Raw genomic sequence first — 26,185 nt, forward strand, 5'->3', positions numbered from 1 at the left:
TTCTCTGTTACGGACCGGTGGGGGTTGGCCACCGGACGACTTGGGATGTGCGGGCGGGTAGGGGCTCAGTGGTGCTCGGCCAGAGCGCCCTGGATGTACGAGCAGGCGAGGAGCACGAAGACGTACGCCTGGACCGCCTGCACGAAAAGCTCGAAGAGGATCATGATGATGGTCATCACGAAGGAGACGCCGGCCGCCGGGATCATCCAGCTGTTCAGCAGGTACCAGGAGGCGACGGTGAACATGACCAGCATCAGGTGGCCGGCGAACATGTTCGCGAAGAGTCGCACCGCGTGCGTGAACGGGCGGACCAGGACGTTCGAGAAGAACTCGATGACGACCACGAGCGGGAGAACCGCGCCCAGCGACTTGTCGTAGCCGGTGAGGTTCTTGAAGCCGCCGACGAAGCCGTGCTTCTTGAAGGTCAGCGACATCCAGACGATGTAGACGATCCCCGCGAGGATGATCGGGTACGCGATGATCGACGACACCGGGAACTGAGCCAGCGGGATCACGGACCAGATGTTCATGATCCAGATGAAGAAGAACAGCGAGACCATCAGGGGGACGTACTTCTCGCCCTCCTTCTTGCCGAGGGTCTCGTAGACGATGCCGCGGCGCACGAAGTCGTAACCGGCCTCGCCGACCATCTGCAGCTTGCCCGGTACGACCTTGGCCTTGCCGAACGCAGCCCAGAAGAAGCTGACGACAAGGAGGGTGGTGATGAGCGCGAGCAGCATCACCTTGTTGAACTCGAACCCTCCCACCGTGGCGATCGGCTTGAAGAGGAACGAGTGCAGGCCCGGAGCCGGAAAACCACACCCGTTGTCGGACATGATCCGACAGCTCCAGTCAAAGGCGAGCTGGGTCTGGTCAGCACTCACCGCGGGCTCCTTCGGCGTGACGCATGGGTACGGCAACCTCGTTGTGTCGGCGCGGCGCGCAGCCGCGGGTCGGCACCGGACTGGTGTAACGGATGTGGGGGCGGCTCTGGGGCATCAAGCCTCGCGATCGAGCAGGCGTCAGCTCAGATGCCCGCGCCCGCGATGCCGCAGTTGGCACCGGACGATAGCAGGAGTTCTCCCCGCCCTTTATCCCGCCCCTACCCCTCACGACGACGGCCCTGTCTTCTCGGTCTTCTCACTCTTCGCGGAGTCCGGGTCGATGTAGAAGATCTTGGCCTTCATGTGCGCGCGAGCCTGCGCGGCCATCCACACGACGGTTGCGACGACGAGCGAGATCGCGAACGTCTTCGCGTTGAAGAGAGAGGTGTCCTTGAAGAGGGCGACGAAGATCAGGAGAAGCAGGAGCTGGGCGACGTAGAGCATCAGCCCCATGGCCTGGAACAGCTGCGGGAGCGTTTTTGCCGTCCACTGCAGGACGTATAGGCCGATTCCCATGAACAGGATGGCCAGCAGCGTGCCGATCACCGCACCGAGCGCGCCCTTGCCGCCGGCCACCGCAGCGCTGACGGCGACGACGATCGCGCCGGCAGCCGCTGTGGGCACAGCGATCTGCAGAAGATTCCGGGCGTCATTGGACGGCATGGCGGCAACTCCGCTTTCACAGGGGGCAGGGGTGTCGTCATGGACGAGCGTAGTCCCGGACTGAGAGAGAACCTCACTCCGATGGACCCTCGCACTGAGGTCCTTCGGCACTGTCCCGGGTTCTCGTGAACCGTATCACAAACTATTTGATGAGGTCTTTACCTGGCAGGTGTGCTCGCTGTCACACATGAGAGTGACAGTGCGCGTATGTGCAGGAACGGCGCCCCTTTGTCTGGTATTGCGCCGCTTCGCTCCCCCACGGTTTGGCAATGCTCTAGTCAGATTCTTACCTTGCCGTCAGCGCGACGACTCGGCTTTCCGCCGGTCCAGGAAGCGCGAACGGGCGCCCATCGCGGTGGCTCCGTTGACCGAGGCGATGCCAGCGGCCACCGGAGTGCGCTCCTCGTGCGGTTCCTCGCCGCCGGTCTGCGGAGTGGCCGCCGCCGGTTCCGCCACGGCTCCACGACGGCGGTACCGCGGCGGCACGAAGGCCTCGGCCCAGCGCGGGGTGCGCGGCGTGAAGCGCGGCAGGAGCAGCAGGACCAGACCGATGGCGCTGAGGAACACCACACCCAGCACGATCCACATGGACGCCGAGTTGACCGAGTAGGCCAGCGCCCCGAAGGCGATCAGCGCGGACCAGAAGTACATGATGAGGACGGCCCGGCTGTGGGAGTGGCCGATCTCCAGCAGCCGGTGGTGGAGGTGGCCCCGGTCCGCGGCGAACGGGGACTGGCCCCGCCAGGTGCGCCGCACGATGGCCAGCACCAGGTCCGCGGCCGGGATCGCGATGATCGTCAGCGGCAGCAGGAGCGGGATGTACACCGGCACCGTCTGGTGCACGGCCGCCTTCTCCGAGCCCGCGAACAACTTCAGCGCGTCCGGGTCGACCTGTCCCGTGATGGAGATCGCGCCCGCCGCCAGCACCAGCCCGATCAGCATCGAGCCGGAGTCGCCCATGAAGATCCGCGCCGGGTGCATGTTGTGCGGCAGGAAGCCCAGGCACATGCCCATGAGGATGGCCGAGAACAGGGTCGCCGGAGCGGCGGCCTCGATGCCGTACGACACCCAGACCCGGTAGGCGTAGAGGAAGAACGCGGCCGAGGCGATGCACACCATGCCGGCCGCGAGGCCGTCGAGGCCGTCGACGAAGTTGACCGCGTTGATGGTGATGACCACCAGCGCGACGGTGAGCAGGGTGCCCTGCCACTGGGTGAGCGCGACCGAGCCCACACCCGGGATGGGCAGCCACAGGATCGTCAGACCCTGCATGACCATGACGCCGGCGGCGATCATCTGGCCGCCCAGCTTGATCAGGGCGTCGATCTCGAACTTGTCGTCGAGGACACCGATCAGCCAGATCAGCGCGGCGCCCGAGAGCAGGGCGCGCGGCTCGTTGGAGTTCTCGAAGACCGTGCTGAGGTTCGCCAGATGGTCGGCGACCAGCAGGCCCGCGCACAGGCCGAAGAACATGGCGATACCGCCGAGCCGCGGAGTGGGTTCCCGGTGCACGTCACGCGCCCGGATCTCCGGCATCGCCCCGGCCACGATCGCGAACTTCCGCACCGGCCCTGTGAGCAGGTACGTCACCGCGGCCGTGATGCAGAGCGTCAGCAGGTATTCACGCACGGGCTTCCCCACAGGTCTCGCTGGCCATCTCAGCCCCACACACTAGCGATGCGCGCATATGGTTGGGGACTTCCGGGTAGCGACGATGGTTGCACGAGTGGCTGTGCATGCCCGACCGCCTACCCCGGCTCAGCCGGGATAGGGCGGAAATCCCCGGGTCAGCTCCCGTACTTCTTCACGGGCCCGCACCGCGTCAATCTCCCCGCGCAGCACCCCCGCCATGAGCACGGCGATCCGGGCCATCTCCACCTCCCCCATGCCCTGGGTGGTCAGGGCGGCCGTGCCCAGGCGCAGGCCGCGGGCGTCGCCGTGCGGCAGGGCACAGCAGTCCAGGACCATCCCGGCGGCGGCGAGCAGTCCGCGGCCGGTGCGGCCGTCGACGCCGAGGGGCGCCGGGTCCGCGGTGATCAGGTGGGTGTCGGTGCCGCCGGTGGTGACGACGAACCCTTCGGCGGCGAGACCGGCGGCGAGCACGCGGGCGTTGGCGACCACCTGATGGGCGTACGCGGTGAAGGCCGGTGTTGCCGCCTCGCCGAACGCGACGGCCTTGGCGGCGATGGTGTGCATCTGCGCGCCGCCCTGAGTGAAGGGGAACACCGCCCGGTCGACCCGCTCGGCCAGCTCGGCGCCGCACAGGATCATCCCGCCGCGCGGTCCGCGCAGCACCTTGTGGGTGGTGGCGCACACGATGTCCGCGTACGGCACCGGGCTGGGCGCCGCTCCCCCGGCGACGAGTCCGATGGGATGGGCGGCGTCGGCGATGAGATACGCCCCGACCTCGTCGGCGACCTCGCGGAAGAAGGCGTAGTCGAGGTGGCGGGGGTAGGCGATGGACCCGCACACGATCGCCTTCGGACGGTGGCTCAGGGCGAGGGCGCGCACCTGGTCGTGGTCGACGAGCCCGGTCTCCGCGTCGACGCCGTAGGGCACGAAGTCGAACCAGCGGCCGGAGAAGTTGGCGGGCGAACCGTGGGTGAGATGGCCGCCGTAGGGCAGGCCGAGGGCGAGGACGGTGTCGCCGGGCCGGAGCAGGGCGGCGTACGCGGCCAGCACGGCCGACGAGCCGGAGTGGGACTGCACATTGGCGTGCTCGGCCCCGAACAGCGCCTTCGCCCGGTCCACGGCGATCCGCTCGGCGACGTCCACGATCTCGCAGCCGCCGTGGTGCCGGGCCCCGGGATAGCCCTCCGCGTACTTGTTGGCGAGCGGCGAGCCGAGCGCGGCCAGCACGGCCGGCGAGCTGAAGTTCTCGGCGGCGATCATCTGCAGGGTGGTGGCCTGCCGCTCCCGTTCACCGAGCAGGATCTCCGCCAGCTCGGGATCCTGCCGACGCAGGGCATCGGCCTCTAGGACAGGGGTGACCGACATGGTGGGCTCCGGGGCGTCGACGGTGACGTATGCCCAATGTAGGCCCGGTATGGGCGGTCCGCTCGGCTATGTCCGGGTGGGTACTCCGGTCAGGGCCGTCACCACCGGGTCCAGGGCCTGGTGTATCTCGTCGCCGATCGAGCGGAAGAAGGTCAGCGGGGCGCCGTACGGGTCGAAGACCTCGTCCGCCTCCGCCGTGGGGGCGAGCAGCCAGCCGCGCAGGGCCGCGGCGGCGCGGACCAGGGCGCGGGCGCGCTCGACGACGCCGTCCTCCAGCGGAGGCAGCGTCGCCGGATCGATGGCCCGCACCAGGCGGGTGAACTCCTTCAGGGTGAAGGTGCGCAGGCCCGCCGAGTGGCCCATCGAGACGACCTGGGCGCGGTGGTCACGGGTGGCCGTCAGGACCAGGTCGGCCCGGATCACGTGCTCGTCCAGGAGCTCCCGTCCGACGAAGCCGGAGGAGTCCGCGCCGAAGTCGGCGAGGACCGTCTCCGCGTTGGCCTCCATGGGCGCGCCCTCGTGGCCCCAGGTGCCCGCGCTCTCCACGATCAGCGCCCCGCCGAGCACGCCGAGCCGCTGCGCCACGAAATGGCGGGTCAGCCGCTCGGTGATCGGCGAGCGGCACACGTTGCCGGTGCTGACATGGAGGATGCGGAAGGTGTCGCGCGGAAGCCCGACGAAGGTGGTCGTGATCTCCGCAGCACGTTCCCCGTTGCCTATGCCACGCCCCGCGTCAGGGGCTGTCAATTCGCCACCTCGAGGTCGGGTACGACCTTGCGCAGCTCCTCGGCCGAGAGCGCGCCCGCGCGCAGCAGCAGGGGCACCTCGCCGGTGACGTCGACGATCGAGGAGGGGACGTTGCCCGGGGTCGGACCGCCGTCGAGGTACACGGAGACGGAGTCGCCGAGCATGCCCTGGGCCGCGTCGCAGTCCTCCGGCGCCGGGTGCCCGGTCAGGTTCGCCGAGGAGACCGCCATCGGACCGACGTCGGTCAGCAGTTCGAGGGCGACGGGGTGCAGCGGCATCCGCACGGCGACCGTGCCCCGGGTCTCGCCCAGGTCCCACTGCAGGGACGGCTGGTGCTTGGCGACCAGCGTCAGCGCGCCCGGCCAGAACGCGTCGACCAGTTCCCAGGCCAGCTCGGAGAAGTCGGTGACCAGACCGTGCAGCGTGTTCGGGGAGCCGATGAGCACGGGCGTGGGCATGTTGCGGCCCCGGCCCTTGGCCTCCAGCAGATCGCCCACGGCCTCCTTGGAGAAGGCGTCCGCGCCGATGCCGTACACGGTGTCCGTCGGCAGCACCACGAGCTCGCCACGGCGGACGGCGGACGCGGCCTCACGCAGACCGGTCGTGCGGTCGGTCGCGTCATTGGTGTCGTATCGCCGTGCCATATCTAGCGGGCCTCCTCGTACACGTGCTTCGGAAAGATCTCGGGGGTGCTCACGGCAGGGCCTTGCGTGCCGTGGCGAACCGGGGGCGGTTGTTGAGGTCGGGGTGGTCGGCCGCGTCGGCCCAGCCCCGCTCCTCGGTGAAGATCCACGGCACCTGGCCGCCCTGGGTGTCGGCGTGCTCGATGACGACGACACCGCCCGGGCGCAGCAGCCGGTGCGCGGTGCGTTCCAGGCCGCGGATGAGTTCGAGGCCGTCCTCCCCTGAGAACAGGGCGAGTTCGGGATCGTAGTCGCGTGCCTCGGGCGCCACGTACTCCCACTCGGTCAGCGGGATGTACGGCGGATTGGAGATGACCAGGTCGACCTGGCCGTCCAGGTCCGGGAAGGCGTCGAGGGCGTTGCCCTGGCGCAGGTCGACCCTGGACCCCTCCATGTTCTTCCGGGTCCAGCGCAGGGCGTCCTCGGACAGCTCCACGGCGTGCACGCGCGAGCGCGGCACCTCCTGGGCGAGGGCGAGCGCGATGGCGCCGGAGCCGGTGCACAGGTCGACGATGAGCGGTTCCACGACGTCCATCGCGCGGACGGCGTCTATGGCCCAGCCCACCACCGACTCGGTCTCGGGGCGGGGCACGAAGACGCCGGGGCCGACCTGGAGTTCCAGGTACCGGAAGAAGGCGCGTCCGGTGATGTGCTGGAGCGGCTCGCGCTGCTCACGGCGCGCGATGACCTCCCAGTACCGGGCGTCGAAGTCCGCGTCCTTCACGGAGTGCAGCTCGCCCCGCTTCACGCCGTGCACGAACGCGGCGAGCTCCTCCGCGTCGTTGCGCGGCGAGGGCACGCCGGCGTCGGCCAGCCGCTGGGTGGCCTGGGCCACCTCTGCGAGCAGCAGGTTCACGCAAGTCCTCCGGAAGTACTCGTACGTGCCTTCTATGCGGCGGCCAGCTTCGCGGCCGAGTCCGCGTCCACACAGGCCTGGATCACCGCGTCGAGGTCGCCGTCCAGGACCTGGTCCAGGTTGTACGCCTTGAAGCCGACGCGGTGGTCCGAGAGGCGATTCTCCGGGAAGTTGTACGTACGGATCTTCTCGGAGCGGTCGACGGTACGGACCTGGCTGCGGCGGGCGTCGGCGGCTTCCTTCTCCGCCTCCTCCTGCGCCGCGGCGAGCAGCCTGGAGCGCAGGATACGCAGTGCCTGCTCCTTGTTCTGCAGCTGGCTCTTCTCGTTCTGGCAGGAAGCGACCACTCCGGTGGGGATGTGCGTGATGCGCACGGCGGAGTCCGTGGTGTTGACGGACTGTCCGCCGGGTCCGGAGGAGCGGTAGACGTCGATCCTGAGGTCGTTGGGGTTGATCTCGACGTCGACCTCCTCGGCCTCCGGCGTGACCAGCACACCGGCCGCGGAGGTGTGGATGCGGCCCTGGGACTCGGTCGCCGGGACGCGCTGCACGCGGTGCACGCCGCCCTCGTACTTCAGCCGGGCCCACACGCCCTGTCCGGGCTCCGTGGCGCCCTGGCCGCCCTTGGTCTTCACGGCGACCTGGACGTCCTTGTAGCCGCCCAGCTCGGACTCGGTGGCGTCGATGATCTCGGTCTTCCAGCCGACGCGCTCGGCGTAGCGCAGGTACATGCGCAGCAGATCACCGGCGAACAGGGCGGACTCGTCGCCGCCGGCGCCGGCCTTGATCTCGAGGATGACGTCCTTGTCGTCGCTGGGGTCACGCGGGACGAGCAGCAGCCGCAGTTTCTCGGTCAGCTCCTCGCGCTGCTTGTCCAGCTCCTTGACCTCGGCGGCGAAGTCCGGGTCGTCCGCGGCGAGTTCGCGCGCGGTCTCGATGTCGTCGCCCGTCTGCTTCCAGGTGCGGTACGTGGCGACGATCGGGGTGAGCTCGGCGTAGCGCTTGTTCAGCCTGCGCGCGTTCGCCTGGTCGGCGAAGACCGACGGGTCGGCGAGCTGCTTCTCCAGATCGGCGTGCTCGGCGACGAGTTCCTCGACGGCCTCGAACATCTTGGGCTCCTGAAATGCGTACGAAGGGAAGTGGCGGGCGACCAAAAACGCCGGTCCCGGGCACACCCCGGGAGGGTGTGGCCGTGGACCGGCGAAAAGGGGCTCGCTACTTCTTGGAGCCGGCGGCAGCCTTGCCGAAGCGGGCCTCGAAGCGGGCCACACGGCCACCGGTGTCGAGGATCTTCTGCTTACCCGTGTAGAACGGGTGGCACTCGGAGCAGACCTCGGCGCGGATGGTGCCGCTGGAGATCGTGCTGCGGGTGGTGAACGACGCGCCACAGGTGCAGCTGACCTGCGTCTCGACGTACTCGGGGTGGATGTCGCGCTTCAAGGTGTCTCCTAGTTTCGGGAGGGCGCCGGGTCGCCGCCGCGGGATGCGAAGGCGTGAACCGGAGCCGACGTACCAGTCTGCCAGGACTGGGGCCATCCCCCAAAACGGGGGGTACAAGTGATCTATTCCCAGGGCCCTCGCGACGGCTCAGGAGGAGCTGACGACGCCCTTCGCGGTGCCCGTGGCCGTGCCCTCGGTCGCCGACTTCGGGATCGCCCGGTCGTCCTTCAGGGCCTTCCAGACCTGGGCGGCCTTGGCCTTCTCGACCAGGACGCGGTTGCCGTCGGCCGGGTCGTACTGGACCGGCATCGTGACCATCGTCATCTTGCTCGCGCTGATGCCCTTGAGGCCGTTCGCGAACGACATCAGCTTGTTGACCGAGCCGAGGTCGGAGTCGGTGGTGACGGTCTTGGTCGCGGTGTCCGCCAGGTCGTAGAGCTTCTTCGGGTTGGTGAACAGGCCGACGTCCTTGACCTGGTTGATCAGCGCCTTGATGAAGGCCTGCTGGAGCTGGATCCGGCCGAGGTCGGAGCCGTCGCCGACGCCGTGCCGGGTGCGGACCAGGCCGAGGGCCTGCTCGCCGTCCAGCCTGTGGGTGCCGGCCTTCAGGTTCAGGTGGCTGTCGTCGTCGTTGATGTCCTCGGTGGTGGTGATCTCGACGCCGCCGAGGTCGTCGACCAGCTTCTGGAAGCCGCTGAAGTCGACCTCCAGGTAGTGGTCCATGCGCAGATCGGTGATCGACTCGACGGTCTTCACCGCGCAGGCGGCACCGCCGGTGGAGTACGCCGAGTTGAACATCACGCCGGACGCCGCGTCATGGGTGTTGCCGTCGGTGTCGGTGCACTCGGGGCGGTCGATGAGGGTGTCCCGCGGGATGGAGACCACGCTGGCCTTCTTGTGGCCCTTGTAGATGTGGACGATCATCGCGGTGTCGGAGCGGGCGCTGCCGTCGTCGGGGCCGCCGCCGAGCTTCTGGTTGCTTCCCGAGCGGGTGTCGGAGCCGAGGACGAGGATGTTCTCGGAGCCGTTGTCGACCTTGTCCGGACGGTCGGTGCCGAGGGCCTGGTCGATGTCGACGCTGTTGATGTTGCCGTTGAGCTTGAAGTACAGGAAACCGGCTCCGGTGCCGCCCAGGACGACGATTCCAGCGGCCGTCCAGGCCATGATCAGCAGACCCTTGCGCTTCTTGTCGCGGGGCTTGCGGCGCCTGCCCTTGGCGCGGCGGCGCGCACCCGCGGTGCCGGTGTCACCCGGTATGCCGGATTCCGGCGTGCTCTCGGCGGACATGTGCTCCTCGGTTCTCGTCCGGTCGGTTACCCCCTGCTTTCAGGGCCAGGCGTGGTCAAAGACCCGTACCGCACCATCGTCGCTCCGCCAGGTCAGACGGCGAAACCCGGGAAAGGGTTGCACAACGCACTGTGGCCACCCTGTGAAAAGGTGGCCACAGCGCGTACCGAATTATTTCGGGCGAACGTCCCTCACCTGCGTTTTCAGCCGAAGATGTCGTACTGCTGGTACGTCGTCCCGACCGAGATCCTTGTGGCGAAGATCTCGCTGGTGGCCTTGCCGGTGCCCTTGTAGAGGTACAGCGTGCCGCCGGGCGTACGGGCCAGCAGGTCGGCCTTGCCGTCACCGCTGACGTCGCCGACCGCGGCGACCTTGTTGTACGACGTGCTGCTCCACGCCCGCACCTTCACACGGGACGAGAAGGGCGCCGAGGCCGAGCCGGTGCCCTTGTACAGGTAGACGTAGCCGTTGCTGCGCGTGCGGGCGATCAGGTCGGCCCTGCCGTCGCCGGAGAAGTCCCCGTGGCCGACGAGGACGTCGTACTGGCTCCAGCCGGTGCCGGTGCCGATCTGCACGCGCGACGAGAAGGTCCCGTTGCCCTTGCCCGGGTAGAGCCACGCCTTGCCGGCGGAGTCCACGGACACCAGGTCCGGCAGGTAGTCGCCGGTGAGGTCGCCGGGCGTGACGATCCGGGTGCGGGTCGCCCAGTTGTCGGCGACCTTCGAGGTGGCCCAGGAGCCGCTCGCGGGCACCCAGTGCTTCCAGTAGACGTCTCCGTCGGAGCTCCGGCGGACCAGCAGGTCCTGGAAGCCGTCGCGGTTCAGGTCGTTCTGCAGGACGACGTTGTACGCGCTCCAGTTGCCCCACGACTCCCGGGCGCCGAAGGCGCTGCCCGTGGAGTCCAGTTCGTAGCCGGTCTTGGTGGAGGAGCTGCGCACCCACAGGTCGGCCTTGTGGTCGAGGCTGAGATTGCTGTCGTCGACGCGCGGGTAGGCCGCGCCGACGTACGTCCGCACCTTGGCGAAGACGCTGTAGGCGCCCTTGGCCACGCAGTCCTGCACGCCCCAGGAGACGACGCCCACGATGCGGTTGTTGACGACGAGCGGGCCGCCGGAGTCGCCGTTGCAGGCGGACGTCGTACCGGCGTCGCTGCCGCTGGCCGGGTTGCCGGCGCAGACCATGTGGCCCTGGACGAAGTCCGCGCCGTAGGCGCCGGAGCAGGTGGTGTCGGACTGGATCGGCAGGGTGGCCGTCTTCAGCGTCGGGGAGATGTCCTGGCTGGTGGAGCTGGTCCGGCCCCAGCCGTAGACCTTGGCGCTGGTGCCGGCCGTGTAGGCGGCGGTCTCGGTGGAGGTCGCCATCCGGATCGGGGACACCGTGACGGGACTGCCCAGCGTGAGGACCGCGATGTCGTTGTCGATCGTCCGCGAGCTGTAGGACGGGTGGTTCCACTGGCGCCGGACCGCGGTGGCGGTGCCGCCGTTCAGGTCGGTGTCGGGCAGCTGCGCGGTGCCGGTGACGACGGCGCCGTACGCCTTCCAGTTGTAGCCCTGGACGCAGTGCGCGGCGGTGAGGATCTTCGTCGGGGAGACGACGGTGCCGCCGCAGAAGAAGTAGATCCCGTTCGTCTCGTCCTGGTACCAGAGCTGGGCCATCCACGGCGCGTTCGTGATGGTCGTCGTGGTGCCGCCGATGATCTTCGCGTCGATCGTCGAGGAGCTGCTGTAGGACGACTTGGCCGAGTCCCTGGTGTCGTCGTGGGCGGCGGCCCCCAGGACGCGCTGCTCCAGCTCGGCGAGCGTGGGCGAGCCGGCGGTCGGCACGGCGGGCGGGTTCGGCTCCGCCGAGGCGGCGCCCGCGGTCGAGGTCAGCAGCGCGGCGCCGACGGCCGCGGCAATGCCTGCGGCGGCGACGGGAAGCGCGATACGTATCCGGCGTCTGTGACGGCCACTGCCGGACCGGGTCGTGGACAAGGAAGTCCCCCCAGAGGTGCATGAGTCGGAAGAGGCGCCTGATGCACCCCTTCCTCTCAGCGCCGAAAAGCCGATCCCCGTCACTGCTGTGACGGGGATCGGCTTTTCGAGAAGCGGCGGCGACTAGTCGCCGTTGCCGGGCGTCGGCGTCGTCTTCTGGATCTGCATCAGGAACTCGACGTTCGACTTGGTCTGCTTCATCTTGTCGAGCAGCAGCTCGATCGCCTGCTGCTGGTCGAGCGCGTGCAGCACCCGGCGCAGCTTCCAGACGACCGCGAGCTCCTCGTTGCCGAGCAGGATCTCTTCCTTACGGGTACCGGACGCGTCCACGTCCACCGCCGGGAAGATGCGCTTGTCGGCGAGCTTCCGGTCGAGCTTGAGCTCCATGTTGCCGGTGCCCTTGAACTCCTCGAAGATCACCTCGTCCATGCGGGACCCGGTGTCCACCAGCGCGGTGGCGAGGATGGTCAGCGAGCCGCCGTCCTCGATGTTGCGGGCCGCACCGAAGAAGCGCTTCGGCGGGTACAGGGCGGTCGAGTCGACACCACCGGACAGGATGCGGCCGGAGGCCGGGGCGGCGAGGTTGTACGCACGGCCCAGACGCGTGATCGAGTCGAGCAGCACGACGACGTCGTGACCCAGCTCCACCAGACGCTTGGCGCGCTCGATGGCGAGCTCGGCGACCGTGGTGTGGTCCTCGGCCGGGCGGTCGAAGGTCGAGGAGATGACCTCGCCCTTGACCGACCGCTGCATGTCGGTGACCTCTTCCGGCCGCTCGTCGACCAGGACGACCATCAGGTGGCACTCGGGGTTGTTGTGCGTGATCGCGTTGGCGATAGCCTGCATGATCATGGTCTTACCGGTCTTCGGCGGGGCCACGATCAGACCGCGCTGGCCCTTGCCGATCGGCGACACGAGGTCGATGATGCGGGTCGTCAGCACGCCCGGGTCGGTCTCCAGACGGAGCCGGTCCTGCGGGTACAGCGGGGTGAGCTTGTTGAACTCCGGTCGGCCACGGCCGTGTTCGGGCGCCATGCCGTTGACGGAGTCCAGCCGCACCAGCGCGTTGAACTTCTCGCGGCGCTCGCCTTCCTTCGGCTGACGCACGGCACCGGTGACGTGGTCACCCTTGCGCAGGCCGTTCTTGCGGACCTGGGCGAGGGAGACGTAGACGTCGTTCGGGCCGGGCAGGTAGCCCGACGTACGGATGAAGGCGTAGTTGTCGAGGATGTCGAGGATGCCCGCGACCGGGATCAGGACGTCGTCCTCGGCGATCTGCGGCTCCTGGCCGATCTCGTCGCGGCCACGACGGCCCCGGCGGTCGCGGTAACGCCCGCGACGGCCGCGACGGCCGCCCTCGAAGTCGTCCCCGTCCTCGTCGGCCCGCTGCTGACCACGGTCCTGACGACCGCCGCCCTGCTGCTGCCCCTGCTGCTGGCCGCGCTGGCCGCCCTGCTGGTCGTCGCCCTTGCGGCGGTCGCCGCGGTCGCCGCGGTCGCCGCGGTCGCCGCGGTCACGGTCCCGGCCCCGCTCACGGCGGTCCCGGCGGCGGCCCTCGCCGCCCTCACCGGCGTCGCCCTGCGGCTGCGCCGGCGTCTCGGCCTTCGGCTCGCTCTTGGCCTCGGCGGCGACCGTCTCCGGCGCGGCGGCCACGGGGGCGCCGGCCTCGGCGGTGGCGCGGCGACGACGGCGCTCGGCGGGCGCGTCGTCGGAGGCCGGCTGGCCGGGGATCTCGATCTGCTGCTGCGCCACGGCCTTCTCGGCGGGCGCCTCGGCCTTCTCCGCCTTCTTGGCGGGCGCGTCATCGCCGGTACGGGCCTTGGAGGTGGCCCGACGCTTCGGCTTGGTCTCGGTGGCGTCCCCGGCGGGGGAAGATGCAGCCTTCGGGGCCGCGGCACCCCCTCCGGCCTGCGCTTCCTTGATGACCTCGATCAGCTGGCTCTTGCGCATGCGCGCGGTGCCCCTGATGCCGAGGCCGGATGCGACCTGCTGCAGCTCGGCCAGCACCATGCCCTCGAGGCCGGTACCGCGGCGCCGCCGGGAGCCGGCACCGGTGGCAGGCGCGGAGGCGTCCGTGGCGGGCGCGGCAGCGGTCTCCTCGACACGTGCGCCCATCAGATCGGTGGTGTCGCTCACGAAGGGTCCTTCCCTGGAGCGGACGTCGGCCTGTCTGGCTCGGCGACCGGTTGTGCTGTCCGGCTTCGGTCCTTGTCGTGGACCGGCCGGGGCGGTGGTCCGCCAAAGCGGCGGAAGAGATATCTGGTGATGGCGCTTCCCAAAGCCGTGGCACCGAGTGTCCGTGTCACGTGGCTTGGTCGCACCGGTTCCGGAGCGTGCCCGGCGAGTCGCTCAGTGCTCGTGTACGAGGTACTGCCCGCGTACGTCGTACGGAACACAGTGCGGCTTGGGAGGCTCCCGGAAGAATGTCTGTCCCGGACGGGGACACAAAGCACCTCGCCATGGTGGGGTCGGGTGCAGACTTGAGGTTAACACTACCGGATCCAACAAACATTCCCCCTCTCGAAATCCGGCAACCGTGTGTCAGGGCGCAAGCGGCAGCACGCTCGCTCCCTGGGCGTCGAGCTCGAGCCGGTTCGCGGCCCAGCCCTCGCCTGCCAGATCAGCGACCTTGTCGGCACTGTCGTCGTCGGCCAGCGCCAGCACGGTGGGGCCCGCTCCGGAGATCACCGCGGGGATCCCGTCGGCGCGCAGCCGCTCCACCAGCGCGGCGCTCTCCGGCATGGCCGGGGCGCGGTACTCCTGGTGCAGACGGTCCTCGGTGGCGGGCAGCAGCAGCTCGGGGCGCCGGGTCAGGGCCTCGACGAGCAGGGCGGCACGGCCCGCGTTGGTGGCGGCGTCGACATGCGGCACAGTGCGCGGGAGAAGGCCGCGCGCGGTCTCGGTGAGGACCGGCTTTCCAGGCACGAAAACCACCGGAACGATGGAATCGGCGGGATCCATCCTGATCGCCCGGGCGGCGCCGGACTCCATCCAGGAGAGCGTGAAACCCCCGAGCAGACAGGCCGCGACGTTGTCGGGGTGGCCCTCGATCTCGGTGGCGAGCTCCAGCAGCGCGGCGTCGTCCAGACGGGACTCGCCTCCTATGGTCACCGCCCGCGCGGCGACGATGCCGGCGCAGATGGCGGCGGAGGAGGAACCGAGGCCGCGGCCGTGCGGGATGCGGTTGGCGCAGACGATCTCCAGACCGCGCGGCTGTCCGCCCAGCAGGTCGAAGGCGGTGCGCAGGGAGCGTACGAGAAGGTGGCTCTCGTCACGCGGCAGCGTCTCGCTGCCCTCACCCGCGATGTCGATGTGCAGCCCGGAGTCGGCCACCCGGACGACGACGTCGTCGTAGAGCCCCAGCGAGAGGCCGAGGGCGTCGAAGCCCGGGCCGAGGTTGGCGCTGGTGGCGGGGACGCGCACCCGGACGGCGGCGGCGCGGAAGGCTGGACCGGCCATCGCTCGATGACTCTCCTTGAGCTGCGTGATTGTCGAAGACATTCGATGACGTACGAAGACCCTGCGGGCCGTGGAGACGGCGCGACACCCCGCCATACGCGGAGGCATATGCAGCGGGCGGGTTCAGTACAGCCTATCGAAGGAAGGTTCTGTGGCGACATAGGGCGCACAGGAGGCGCACGATGCGTGTCGTAAGCCCCCTGTGCACCCCCGTGCCGTTGCTGATCAGGCCAGGCCCAGCCGCTCGGCCGCGGTGGCCGCGTCGACGGGGACGGTGACGGGCTGCGGGGCGCCCGCGACGGCCCAGTCGGGGTCCTTCAGGCCGTTGCCGGTGACGGTGCACACGATCTTCTGGCCCGGGTCGACCTTGCCCAGCTCGGCGGCCTTCAGCAGACCGGCGACGGACGCGGCGGACGCCGGCTCGACGAAGACACCCTCCTGGGAGGCCAACAGCCGGTAGGCGCGCAGGATCTCACGGTCCGTCACCTCGTCGATGAGGCCGCCCGACTCGTCCCGGGCCGCGAGCGCGAACTGCCAGGAGGCGGGGTTGCCGATCCGGATCGCGGTGGCGATCGTCGACGGGTCCTTGACGACCTCACCGCGCACGATGGGCGCGGAACCGGAGGCCTGGAAGCCCCACATGCGCGGGGTGCGGGTCGCCACGCCGTCGGCGGCGTACTCCGTATAGCCCTTCCAGTACGCGGTGATGTTGCCCGCGTTGCCGACCGGCAGGACGTGGATGTCGGGGGCGTCCCCGAGCATGTCCACGATCTCGAACGCGGCCGTCTTCTGACCCTCGATACGCACCGGATTGACCGAATTGACCAGCGCCACGGGGTAGTTGTCGCTCAGCGCGCGGGCGAGCGTCAGGCAGTCGTCGAAGTTGCCGTCGACCTGGAGGATCTTCGCGCCGTGGACGAGCGCCTGGCCCATCTTGCCCAGCGCGATCTTGCCCTGCGGTACGAGAACGGCCGAAACCATGCCCGCGCGTACGGCGTAAGCGGCCGCGGAGGCCGAGGTGTTGCCGGTGGAGGCGCAGATGACCGCCTTCGCGCCCTCCTCCTTGGCCCGGGTGATGGCCATGGTCATCCCGCGGTCCTTGAAGGAACCCGTGGGGTTCGCGCCCTCCACCTTCAGGTGGACCTCGCAGCCCGTGCGCTCGGAGAGCACCTGCGCGGGCACGAGCGGCGTGCCGCCCTCGCGGAGCGTCACGACCGGCGTGGTGTCGGATACCGGCAGCCGGTCCCGGTACTCCTCGATGATTCCGCGCCACTGGTGGGTCATTGCTGGTTACTCTCCTTCAACCCGCATGATGCTGGCGACACCGCGCACGGTGTCGAGCTTGCGCAACGCCTCGACGGTGCCGCCGAGGGCCGCGTCGGACGCTCGGTGGGTCACGACGACGAGGGACGCCTCGCCGTTGTTGCCCTGCTGCCGAACCGTATCGATCGAGACACCGTGCTCGGCGAAGACGGTCGCCACCTGGGCGAGAACACCCGGTTTGTCGGCGACGTCAAGGCTGATGTGATAGCGCGTGACGACCTCGCCCATGCCCGAGACCGGGAGGGCGGCGTAGGCGGACTCGCCGGGTCCGGTGGTGCCGCTGAGCCGGTTGCGGCAGACGGCGACGAGGTCGCCGAGGACGGCGGAGGCCGTCGGGGAGCCGCCCGCGCCGGGGCCGTAGAACATGAGCTGCCCGGAGGCGTCCGACTCGACGAAGACGGCGTTGTACGCGCCGCGCACGGAGGCGAGCGGGTGCGTGAGCGGGATCATGGCCGGGTGCACCCGGGCCGACACGGACTGGCCGTCCCCGGCCCGCTCGCAGATGGCGAGCAGCTTGATGGTGCAGCCCATCTCCTTGGCGGAGGCGAAGTCGGCGGCGGTGACCTCGGTCATGCCCTCGCGGTAGACGTCGTCGAGGCGCACGCGCGTGTGGAAGGCGATTCCGGCGAGGATGGCCGCCTTGGCGGCGGCGTCGAAGCCCTCGACGTCGGCCGTCGGGTCGGCCTCGGCGTAGCCGAGGGCGGTGGCCTCGTCGAGGGCCTCCTGGTAGCCGGCCCCCGTGCTGTCCATCTTGTCGAGGATGAAGTTGGTGGTGCCGTTGACGATGCCGAGCACGCGGTTGACCTTGTCGCCGGCGAGGGACTCGCGCAGCGGACGGATCAGCGGGATGGCGCCGGCGACGGCGGCCTCGTAGTAGAGGTCCTTGCCGTGCTCCTCGGCCGCGGCGTGCAGGGCGGCGCCGTCCTGGGCGAGCAGCGCCTTGTTCGCGGAGACCACGGAGGCGCCGTGCTCGAAGGCGGTGGTGATGAGGGAGCGGGCGGGCTCGATACCGCCGATGACCTCCACCACGACGTCGATGTCGCCGCGTTTGACGAGCGCGGTGGCGTCGGTGGTGATCAGCTCTCGCCGGATGCCCTCGCGCACCTTGTCGGGCCGCCGCACGGCCACCCCGGCGAGCTCCACCGGAGCTCCGATGCGGGCGGCGAGGTCGTCGGCGTGCGTCGTCATGATGCGCGCCACCTCTGAGCCGACCACTCCACAGCCCAGCAGCGCCACCTTCAGCGGACGCGTACGCATCATCCGACCTCGTTTCCTTTACTTCTGCGGTTGGACCAGTCTCACTCACCGGACCGGAGTTTCTATGCCCGGTCCGGATCGTGAGACGTCTATTTCAGTATGTTGGAGGGCGGTGACCGGAAGATCTTCCGCCGCTCTCCCCCGTGCTCACCACGGCGCTCAGCCGACGTCGAGACGCAGGAGGTCCTCCTCCGTCTCCCGGCGGACGATCACCCGGGACTCGCCGTCGCGCACGGCGACGACGGGCGGCCGGAGCACGTGGTTGTAGTTGCTGGCCATGGACCGGCAGTACGCCCCGGTCGCCGGTACGGCGATCAGGTCACCCGGTGCCAGGTCGGCCGGCAGGAACGCGTCCTTGACCACGATGTCCCCGCTCTCGCAGTGCTTGCCGACGACCCGGGCCAGCATGGGCCCGGCGTCGGAGGTGCGCGAGACGAGGGCGACGCTGTACTCCGCGTCGTACAACGCCGTACGGATGTTGTCGGACATGCCGCCGTCGACGGAGACGTAGGTACGAAGGTTGTCGAGCGGCTTGACGGTGCCGACCTCGTAGAGCGTGAAGGCCGTCGGACCGACGATGGCGCGCCCCGGCTCGACGGAGATCCGCGGAGTCCGCAGCCTGGCGCCCTCGCACTCGCGGGTGACGATCTCGGTGAGCGCCTTGGCGATCTCGTGGGGCTCGCGGGGGTCGTCGTCGCTGGTGTACGCGATGCCGAGACCGCCGCCGAGGTCGATCTCGGGCAGCTCGACACCGTGCTCGTCGCGGATGTCCTTCAGCAGCCCGACCACGCGGTGCGCGGCGACCTCGAACCCGCTCATGTCGAAGATCTGCGATCCGATGTGGGAGTGGATGCCGATCAGTTCCAGCGAGTCGAGCTGAAGCGCCCGCCGCACGGCCTCCGCGGCCTGTCCCCCGGCCAGCGGGATGCCGAACTTCTGGTCCTCGTGGGCGGTGGCGATGAACTCGTGGGTGTGGGCCTCGACGCCGACGGTGATACGGATCTGCACGCGCTGCCGCTTGCCGAGCTCGCGGGCGATGTGGGCGACGCGGACGATCTCCTGGAAGGAGTCGAGGACGATCCGCCCCACGCCCTCGGTGATCGCCCGGCGGATCTCCTCGGGGGACTTGTTGTTGCCGTGGAAGGCGATGCGGTCCGCGGGCATCCCGGCGGAGAGGGCGGTGGCGAGCTCACCGCCCGAGCACACGTCGAGGTTGAGCCCCTCCTCGTGCAGCCAGCGCACGATGGCGCGGGAGAGGAAGGCCTTGCCTGCGTAGAAGACGTCCGCGTCCTGACCGAACGCGGTGCGCCAGGCCCGCGCCCGGGCCCGGAAGTCGGCCTCGTCGACGACGTAGGCGGGGGTGCCGTGCTGTTCGGCGAGGGTGTTCACGTCGATGCCGCCGACCGTGACGACGCCGTTCTCGTCGCGGGTGACGGTCTGGGCCCACACCTTGGCGTCGAGGGCGTTGAGGTCCGCCGGCGGCGCGGAGTAGTGCCCCTCGGGCAGGACATCGGCGTGCCGGGGCCCGGCGGGGTGTGCGGAACGGCTCATGACTCTTCTGGCTTCCTCAGAGGTGTTCGGGTGCGTCGATGCCGAGCAGGGACAGGCCACCGGCCAGCACCGCCCCGGCGGCTTCGGCGAGCGCGAGCCGGGCACGGTGGGCGGCCGAGGGTTTCTCCGCCCCACGCGGCAGCACGGCGGGCAGAAGGACGAGCACGGCATCGGCAACGCTGACGAGGTGCCGGGCGAGACGATCGGGGGCGCGGTGCGCGGCCGCGTGGGCGAGGACGCGGGGGTGGTCGGCGAGGAGGGTGAGGAGGGGGGTGGTGGGGGTGTTGGGGGCGGCGGGGGCGTTGGGGGGTGCAGTGAGGGCGGTGAGGGCTTGGGCCGGGGGCGCCCCGGTCTTGCCCCGGGGCGGGTCGGTGAGGGGATGGGCCTCGGCCGCCCCGGTCACCCGGGTCACGGCGTCGGCCGGCCGGGTGAGGGCCCGGGCTTCTGCCGCCCTGGCCGTGGCGTCGGCCGGTCCGGTGGGAACCTGGGCCCGGGCCGACCCAGTCACCGCATCCACCGGTCCGGTGGGGACGTGGGCCTCGGCCTGGGCCGGCTCAGTCTCCGCGTCGGTCGGCCCGGGTTCCGCTGTGAAGCCGAGGTCGGCGGCGTTGCGGGTCAGGGCCCGGGTGCGGGCGTGGGCGTAACGGACCCGGAAGAGGGGGTTGGCCTCGCGCTGGACGAGGTGCTCGTCGGTGATGCGGGGCCGGTCGTGGGCGGCCGGGTGGAGCAGGGCCCAGCGGGCGGCGTCCCGCCCGAGCGGGAGCGGATCAGCGGGGGCGGGAACGGGTCGTACGTTGACGTCGAGGGGCGCGGGGGCGTCCGGCGGCCGTCCGAACGCGTCGACGCGCACACCGAGCACGTCCTCCCAGGCGGCCTCGGGAGGGGCCACGCAGCTGGTACGTACGAGGGTGCCCTGAGCCCGCAGCAACCGTGCGCAGGCCTCCATGACGACGACGGCCCGGACCTCATGGGGACAGTGGAGCTGCACGACCTTCCCCGTGGGCCGCTCGACGAACCCGTACCGCGGTCCGCGCCGCAGGATTTCCTCGACGAGTCCGGCGCCCTGGGTGCCATGGCCGTCGATGCTGAAGTTGATGAAGCCGGGCCCGGTGACGACGACGTCGGCGACACCGTCGGCCCCGACGAGGTGGGGGCGCAGGATCTCGGCGACGCGCAGGGGCGGCTGCCCGGCGGACCGAGCGAGCTGAAGGGCGACGTTGGTGGCGTAGTCCCCACAGCCACCGGCCCCGGGCACGGTCACGAGAACCCGCTCCGGCACGGCCACGTCCAGCTCCCCGTCATCGACAGCACGACGCACCGCGCGCAGCACGGTGCGGGAGAGCTCGACGGGGGTCACGGGACAAGCGTATGGGAGAAGGGGGGTGGGTAAGCGAGCGGGTTTGGACGATGGTCCGGGATGTGGACTGATGTGGAGAGGCGGGTGACTGGACGATGGACGGGGCAGTCCAGGCGTGAAGACGTCGGCAGCCGCCACAGGAGCCCGACCGGCGCGAGCCACACGTCAGCGCCGATCGGCGGCGGCCCCCAGAACACCTCCGAAGAGGGGCCCGTCCCCCTCACCCTCGGAGTCCTCACTCCCGCTCCGCTTCCGCTCGATCAGCTTGCGTACGAGGCTGACCAGTTCGGCGGGTTCGAAGGGCTTGGCGAGGAAGGCGTCGACGCCGACATCGAGGCCGCTGTCGACCTCGTACTGGGTACAGGCGCTGACGATGGCGAGGGGCAGGTCCCGGGTACGGGGATCGGCGCGGAGCCGCGCGGCGGTGCGGAGTCCGTCCAGCCGGGGCATGACGACGTCGAGGGTGACGACGTCGGGACGCACCTGATGCACCACATCCAGACACTCGGCACCATCGGCCGCGGTCACGACCTCGAGGCCCTCCAGCTCGAGATTGACCCTGATCAGCTGCCGGATGACCTTGTTGTCGTCCACAACAAGCACCCGGCCCGACGCGCCTGGCACAAGTCGAGAGTAGGTCCGGACCGGCCACCGCGTCCGGGTTTTGCCCACTTCCACCCCGTGCGGGCGACCCGACCCCCCGGAAACCGTTCATGAACACCCTGTCAGAGCTGGTAGGGTTCTACCCGTCGCCGCCAAGCAAGGCGCCCGACACGCCCCCGTAGCTCAGGGGATAGAGCAACGGCCTCCGGAGCCGTGTGCGCAGGTTCGAATCCTGCCGGGGGCACTCGCCTAGGAACAGCAGAAATCAAGCGCTGACCAGGGCGGATGTCAGCAGAAGAGGGCGGGAGTCAGTCTTACTGACTCCCGCCCTCTCTCGTTGTCTCTCACGGTTCGCGTGTGAGAGCGTGTGGATCAAGCCGAGGCGTCCTTGATGATCGTCCCAGCATGGCGTTAGAACCGCTCTCGACTGTCGTCCAGCCCATCCGGGGCGGGCTGCGTGGTCCTGTTGACGAGCGCCTCGCACATCTGAGTAGCCCACAGCCCGTGGACGTGAAAGACGTCACCGAGCCGACATAGGAGACGGCCGTGAGGAGCTGCCGTCCCTGAGGCGCGCTGTACGTGTTCCGGGTCCGGTGTTCCAGGGCCCTCCCCCGGCATGCCGAGTGCTGCGGTGGCAAGGCTGTCCGCCAGCCCTTCACAGGTCTTGGCCGCGGCCGTGCGCCGACGCACGCCCATGTATTCGCGAGAGAACTCCCAATAGGTCGGCGCCCGGTGGTCGCGCTGCCGCGACAGCTTCAGGTTCCTCGACGTTCTCGCGGCGCGCGGCGACCTGCCGCAGCGGCTCGCCCTCGGCGTTGGCGACCCAGCGCATGGTGCCAGCGATGAACTTCGCCACGCCCGGGGGGCCTGGCGGACCAACGGTGCGGGGTACCAGGGCAGGAGCACCGGGTCATAGGCGGTGGTGTGCGGGCGTACCCGCCGAGTCGGCCGAGCGCGGTGAGGAACTCTAGCTTGGACTTGGCTCACGCCGGGATCACCTCGCGCCGCTGTCCCGACTTCAGCCGGTCCGTAGCCCGGCGGCTGGGGACGGACCGTCGACCGGCCGATCGCCGCTCGGGATGGCCGACTCGGTCGGCCGGAAGTCGGGGCGGGGTCGACCACCTCGCCGCCGGAGTCGGCGGCCATCTCGGCTTCCAGCCGGTTGAACCCTTCGTGATCGTCGTCGGGATGCTTCACTGGGCTTCCTTCTCTCGGGGAGGGTGGGCCCGGCCTACGCTGTAGGAGGTGAGCGGCCGACCCCAACAGCGGCCGTTACGGTGAGCGGCGTGAGTGGGGAATCAGCGGAGTCGGTGCCGTGCCGGTGGTGCGGCACGCCGGTGCCGCAGCGACGGCGGTGGCGCACGCGGCGCTACTGCTCCAAAGAGCACCGCCGCAAATTCGGGTTGCTGAGAGCCGTCGCGAGGATCCTGGACAGCCTCTAGCTGTCGTGTCGCGTTGTCTCGGTTTCGCAAGATCTCGGAACGCGAATTGCTGCGGGATTGCGTCGCGCGTAACCCGCCCGGAAGAAACCGAGATTCAGTCCATTGATCAGCGGCTCGATAATCATTACCTGTTCGGCCGCATGTCGTGGGCGGGGATGCCTGAGGGTGCCGGGACATGATCACCCACGGAAACGATCAACGTCCTGCTGGAGAAGTCACAGGCCAGCCCGTCCTATCGAACGGACAAGAATGTCGCCAAGCACACGCAAGCGGAACTGCGCCCGAGTCGCCGCTCTGCTCACCACTGCCGTGCTCGCCCTGGGCACCCCGGCGCCGTCGGCTTCCGCCGACGAACCGATCGGCGCGGGTGGGAGCGGCGAAGGTCTGAATATCAACTTCGACATTGCCCAAACCGTTTGGACAGCCCTGGTCAACACTGCGTTGAAGCCGCTGTGTCTGAATGGTGCGAATTCGGCGGAGGATGCCTCCGTAGTTTGCGCGGTGACCGAGGAACCCATGGACAGCCGTTGGGGAAGTGGCGGGGTTCCGCCTCAGTAGCTGCGGACTCAGTAGTCACGGAATGAGGCCAGCACCGCACTGTTGGCCCGCCTACGCGCGAGGGCGGCGCCCCCGCAGACTGAGCCACTACCGCCGTTCACGCCCCTTCGGGCCGACTCACCGCCCTCGTGGCCAGCGCCCCGCGCAGGCACTCCGTGAAGCGGGCCGTGATCGTGCCGGTGGGGTCCAGGTGGGGGTTGAAGATCGTGACGTCCAGACCCCAGCAGCGGTCGTCGGCGAGTGCCGTGGTCAGGACGTGGCCGAGTTCCGCCCAGCTCAGACCGCCGGGAAGGCGGTAGTCGACGGCCGGCATGAGGGTGTCGTCCAGGACGTCGGCGTCCAGGTGGGTCCAGTAGGGGGTGGTGAGGTGGGTGAGGGCCTGGGCCGTCGCCGCCTCGATGCCCAGTGCGCGGACCTCGGTCAGGTTCATCGCGTGCAGGGCCGGGGGCAGCGGCTGCATGCCCGCCTCCGCCGACTCCGTCTCGTCCCGGAAGGCGAAGGCCACCGCGTCCTCGTCCCGGAGCAGCGGGCCCCGGCCTTCCAGGTCCGTCAGGACCGCCGGGCCCCGGCCGGTGGCCAGGGCCAGTGCCATCGACGCGGCCTCGCCGTTCGGCTCGGCGGACGGCTGGTAGAAGTCCGTGTGGCCGTCCAGGAACAGCAGGCCGGGTCGGCCGCGGCGGCGCAGGGCCAGGAGGTTGCCCAGCAGGACGGTGCAGTCGCCGCCGAGCACCACGGGGAAGAGGTCCTGGTCGAGGGCGGTGGTCACGGCGTCGGCCAGCTCGGTCGCATAGCGTGTGATTCCGGTGGGGTTGAGTACGCCCGTCTCCGGGTCGCGGACGGGGTCGTACTCGGGGGGTTCGAGGTGCTGCTCCAGGACCGGCCGGAAGCCGTCCAGCAGTCCTGCCCGCCGTAGGGCCGTCGGCAGATGGGACACACCACCTGGGCGCAGGCCGAGTACGGACGGTGCCTCGATGATCGCCAGGCTCTGCACGGTCGTCTCCTCGGGCAAGGGGTACGTGCGGCCGCAGGAAGAAGGCGGCCGCCCCGCCCCGCCCCGCCCCGGAACCTACGCCGAGCGCTTTCGGGACGTCGTCTTCTTCGCCGGCGTCTTCTTCGCCGTGCTCTTCGCCGTCGTGCTCTTCGCCGTCGTCTTCTTGGCCGACTGGGCCGACTTCGAGGTCGAGGTCGAGGTCGAGGTCGACTTCGACGCCGACTTCGAGGTCGACTTCCTGGCCGACGTCGTCTTCTTCGCCGCTGTCTTCTTCGCCGTCGACTTCTTGCCCGCCGGCTCCTTCGGGGTGGACTTGCGGCGGGGGAGCTGTCGTACCTCCGCCGGTTCCTCGCCCCGGGACTCCTTGGCCTCGCGGACGCTCTTCTCCAGGGCCGCCATCAGGTCCAGGACCTTGCCGCCCTTGGCCGGTTCGGGGGTCTCGCGCGGGGTCTCGCCGGCGGCCTTCGCCGCGATGACCTCCTCCACCGCCTCGCGGTACTCGTCGTGGAGGTCCTCCAGGTCCACCTCGCCGAGCGTGTCCATGAGGGCGTCCGCGAGGTCCAGTTCCTTGTCGCGGACCGTCACGTCCACGTCCGGCGCCACGCCTTCCGGGGCGCGGACCTCGTCCGGCCAGAGGAGACCGTGCATGGCGATCGCGTCGCCCACGACCCGGAGCATGCCCAGGCGTTCCCGGCCCCGCAGGGCGAACTTCGCGATCGCCACCTTGTTGCTGCGCTTCAGGGCTTCCCGCAGGAGCGTGTACGGCTTCGCCGCCGGGGCCCCGCTGGCCGCCAGGTAGTACGCCGCGTCCATCTGGAGCGGATCGATCCGGTCCTCCGGCACGAACGCCACGATCTCGATCGTCTTCGCCGTCGGGATCGGCAGCTGGGACAGATCCTCGTCGGTGATCGGCACGATCGTGCCGTCCGCGTCCTCGTACCCCTTGCCGATCTCCGACTGGGTGACCTCCCGGTCCTCCAGCTCGCAGAACTTCCGGTACCGGATGCGGCCGCCGTCCTCCGTATGGATCTGGCGGAAGGAGATCGCGTGGCTCTCGGTCGCGTTCACCACCTTGATCGGGATGCTGACCAGACCGAACGAGATGGCGCCGTTCCAGATGGATCTCACGTGCAGCACCCTTTCGCCAGGTTTGGGGCAACTCAAGATATCTTCATCCCATTTCCATGGGATTCTCATCGTATGACGCCGATCACAGAGGTGGAGGGGCGACGGCTCGCGCTCAGCAACCTGGAGAAGGTGCTGTATCCGGCGACCGGCTTCACCAAGGGCGAGGTGCTGCACTACTACGCCACCACCGCCGAGGTGCTGCTGCCCCATCTGCGTGACCGGCCGGTCTCCTTCCTGCGCTACCCGGACGGACCGGACGGACAGGTCTTCTTCACCAAGAACGTGCCGCCGGGTACGCCCGAGTGGGTCACCACCGCCGAGGTCCCCCGTTCGGAGGGGCCCGCCCGGATGGTCCTCGTGCAGGATCTGCCGAGCCTGATGTGGGCCGCGAACCTGGTCACCGAGTTCCACACCCACCAGTGGGTCGCCCAGGCGCCCGGCACCGCCGACCGGCTTGTCCTCGATCTGGACCCCGGCACCCCCGCGACCGTCGTGGAGTGCTGCGAGGTCGCCCTGTGGCTGCGCGAACGGCTCGCGGCGGACGGGATCGAGGCCCACGCGAAGACCTCCGGCTCCAAGGGGCTGCATCTGCTGGCCGCGGTCCGGGGTTCGTCCTCCGACGAGGTGTCGGAGTACGCCAAGGAGCTCGCCGTGGAGGCCGAGCAGGCCATGCCCCGGCTCGCCCTGCACCGGATGACCCGCAGCCTGCGGCCAGGGAAGGTCTTCGTGGACTGGAGCCAGAACGCCGCCCGGAAGACCACGGCCACCCCCTACACCCTGCGCGCCCGCCCCGAGCCCTGGGTCTCCGCGCCCGTCACCTGGGCCGAGGTCGAGCAGTGCGGCTCCCCCGCGCAGCTCGCCTTCACCGCACCGGACCTCGCCCCCCGGATCCAGGACTACGGCGACCTGCTGGCGCCGCTGCTGGACCCGGACCGGGCCTCGGCACTCCCCCAGCGCTGACCGGTCCGACCCTCCGCTCATCCCTC

General features: G+C 69.8%; 21 protein-coding genes and 1 tRNA gene. 2 read left to right on the forward strand and 20 right to left on the reverse strand.

The genetic code is table 11. The features are described 5' to 3' along the window. Window positions 1-65: 65 nt before the first annotated feature. The 18 genes from atpB to ACWDRW_RS04245 all read right to left on the reverse strand — a co-directional run bounded on the left by atpB (window position 66) and on the right by ACWDRW_RS04245 (window position 21,149). Complete coding sequence (atpB, locus tag ACWDRW_RS04160; RefSeq protein WP_451720360.1) at window positions 66-836, reverse strand: F0F1 ATP synthase subunit A; 771 nt, start codon at window positions 834-836, stop codon at window positions 66-68. A gap of 273 nt (window positions 837-1,109) precedes the next feature. Continuing rightward, window positions 1,110-1,547, reverse strand: coding sequence for a hypothetical protein (locus ACWDRW_RS04165; RefSeq protein WP_451719805.1), 438 nt, complete (start codon window positions 1,545-1,547; stop codon window positions 1,110-1,112). Window positions 1,548-1,844: 297 nt separating this feature from the next. Continuing rightward, window positions 1,845-3,176: an MraY family glycosyltransferase gene (locus tag ACWDRW_RS04170; protein ID WP_451719807.1), complete on the reverse strand. Its 1,332-nt coding sequence runs from the start codon at window positions 3,174-3,176 to the stop codon at window positions 1,845-1,847. Between the two features lie 129 nt (window positions 3,177-3,305). Further along, complete coding sequence (locus tag ACWDRW_RS04175) at window positions 3,306-4,544, reverse strand: serine hydroxymethyltransferase (RefSeq protein WP_451719810.1); 1,239 nt, start codon at window positions 4,542-4,544, stop codon at window positions 3,306-3,308. A 66-nt stretch (window positions 4,545-4,610) separates the two neighbouring features. Next, window positions 4,611-5,291, reverse strand: a complete 681-nt coding sequence (locus ACWDRW_RS04180) for an arsenate reductase/protein-tyrosine-phosphatase family protein (RefSeq protein WP_451719812.1) — start codon at window positions 5,289-5,291, stop codon at window positions 4,611-4,613. Beyond that, a complete protein-coding gene (locus ACWDRW_RS04185) occupies window positions 5,288-5,935 on the reverse strand; it encodes an L-threonylcarbamoyladenylate synthase (RefSeq protein ID WP_451719815.1) in 648 nt (215 codons plus the stop codon). Before ACWDRW_RS04185 ends, ACWDRW_RS04180 begins: the two co-directional genes overlap by 4 nt. A gap of 49 nt (window positions 5,936-5,984) precedes the next feature. Further along, window positions 5,985-6,830, reverse strand: a complete 846-nt coding sequence (gene prmC, locus ACWDRW_RS04190; protein ID WP_451719817.1) for a peptide chain release factor N(5)-glutamine methyltransferase — start codon at window positions 6,828-6,830, stop codon at window positions 5,985-5,987. Between the two features lie 32 nt (window positions 6,831-6,862). Beyond that, entirely contained in the window at window positions 6,863-7,939 is a 1,077-nt protein-coding gene (prfA, locus tag ACWDRW_RS04195; RefSeq protein WP_451719820.1) for a peptide chain release factor 1, read from the reverse strand. Between the two features lie 106 nt (window positions 7,940-8,045). Further along, a complete protein-coding gene (gene rpmE, locus ACWDRW_RS04200) occupies window positions 8,046-8,270 on the reverse strand; it encodes a 50S ribosomal protein L31 (protein WP_019753312.1) in 225 nt (74 codons plus the stop codon). Window positions 8,271-8,417: 147 nt separating this feature from the next. After that, a complete protein-coding gene (locus ACWDRW_RS04205; RefSeq protein ID WP_451719823.1) occupies window positions 8,418-9,557 on the reverse strand; it encodes an LCP family protein in 1,140 nt (379 codons plus the stop codon). Window positions 9,558-9,760: 203 nt separating this feature from the next. Beyond that, window positions 9,761-11,530 (reverse strand): trypsin-like serine protease, encoded by a 1,770-nt coding sequence (locus tag ACWDRW_RS04210; protein WP_451719826.1) that lies wholly within the window; start codon window positions 11,528-11,530, stop codon window positions 9,761-9,763. Window positions 11,531-11,653: 123 nt separating this feature from the next. Next, entirely contained in the window at window positions 11,654-13,666 is a 2,013-nt protein-coding gene (rho, locus tag ACWDRW_RS04215; protein WP_451719828.1) for a transcription termination factor Rho, read from the reverse strand. Window positions 13,667-14,071: 405 nt separating this feature from the next. After that, complete coding sequence (gene thrB, locus ACWDRW_RS04220; protein ID WP_451719830.1) at window positions 14,072-14,989, reverse strand: homoserine kinase; 918 nt, start codon at window positions 14,987-14,989, stop codon at window positions 14,072-14,074. 225 nt (window positions 14,990-15,214) lie between these two features. Continuing rightward, entirely contained in the window at window positions 15,215-16,273 is a 1,059-nt protein-coding gene (thrC, locus tag ACWDRW_RS04225) for a threonine synthase (protein WP_451719833.1), read from the reverse strand. A 6-nt stretch (window positions 16,274-16,279) separates the two neighbouring features. After that, window positions 16,280-17,572 carry a homoserine dehydrogenase gene (locus ACWDRW_RS04230; RefSeq protein ID WP_451719836.1) on the reverse strand — a complete coding sequence of 431 codons (1,293 nt, stop codon included), beginning with the start codon at window positions 17,570-17,572 and terminating at the stop codon, window positions 16,280-16,282. Between the two features lie 156 nt (window positions 17,573-17,728). Then, entirely contained in the window at window positions 17,729-19,120 is a 1,392-nt protein-coding gene (lysA, locus tag ACWDRW_RS04235) for a diaminopimelate decarboxylase (protein ID WP_451719839.1), read from the reverse strand. Between the two features lie 16 nt (window positions 19,121-19,136). Then, entirely contained in the window at window positions 19,137-20,477 is a 1,341-nt protein-coding gene (gene nrtL / locus ACWDRW_RS04240; protein ID WP_451719842.1) for an ArgS-related anticodon-binding protein NrtL, read from the reverse strand. A gap of 165 nt (window positions 20,478-20,642) precedes the next feature. Then, the gene (locus ACWDRW_RS04245; protein ID WP_451719845.1) at window positions 20,643-21,149 is read right to left on the reverse strand and encodes a response regulator; all 507 of its coding nucleotides are present in this window, start codon (window positions 21,147-21,149) and stop codon (window positions 20,643-20,645) included. 103 nt (window positions 21,150-21,252) lie between these two features. On the opposite strand from ACWDRW_RS04245, the gene ACWDRW_RS04250 reads away from it, so the two are divergent. Further along, window positions 21,253-21,324: transfer RNA gene (locus ACWDRW_RS04250), tRNA-Arg, on the forward strand. A 1,853-nt stretch (window positions 21,325-23,177) separates the two neighbouring features. Here the strand turns inward: ACWDRW_RS04250 and ACWDRW_RS04255 are convergent. Beyond that, complete coding sequence (locus ACWDRW_RS04255; RefSeq protein ID WP_451719848.1) at window positions 23,178-24,071, reverse strand: arginase family protein; 894 nt, start codon at window positions 24,069-24,071, stop codon at window positions 23,178-23,180. Between the two features lie 75 nt (window positions 24,072-24,146). After that, entirely contained in the window at window positions 24,147-25,199 is a 1,053-nt protein-coding gene (ku, locus tag ACWDRW_RS04260; RefSeq protein ID WP_451719851.1) for a non-homologous end joining protein Ku, read from the reverse strand. Window positions 25,200-25,271: 72 nt separating this feature from the next. On the opposite strand from ku, the gene ligD reads away from it, so the two are divergent. Next, the gene (ligD, locus tag ACWDRW_RS04265; RefSeq protein WP_451719854.1) at window positions 25,272-26,159 is read left to right on the forward strand and encodes a non-homologous end-joining DNA ligase; all 888 of its coding nucleotides are present in this window, start codon (window positions 25,272-25,274) and stop codon (window positions 26,157-26,159) included. The last annotated feature ends 26 nt before the right edge of the window (window positions 26,160-26,185 follow it).

The organism is Streptomyces sp. NPDC003635 (assembly GCF_053587635.1).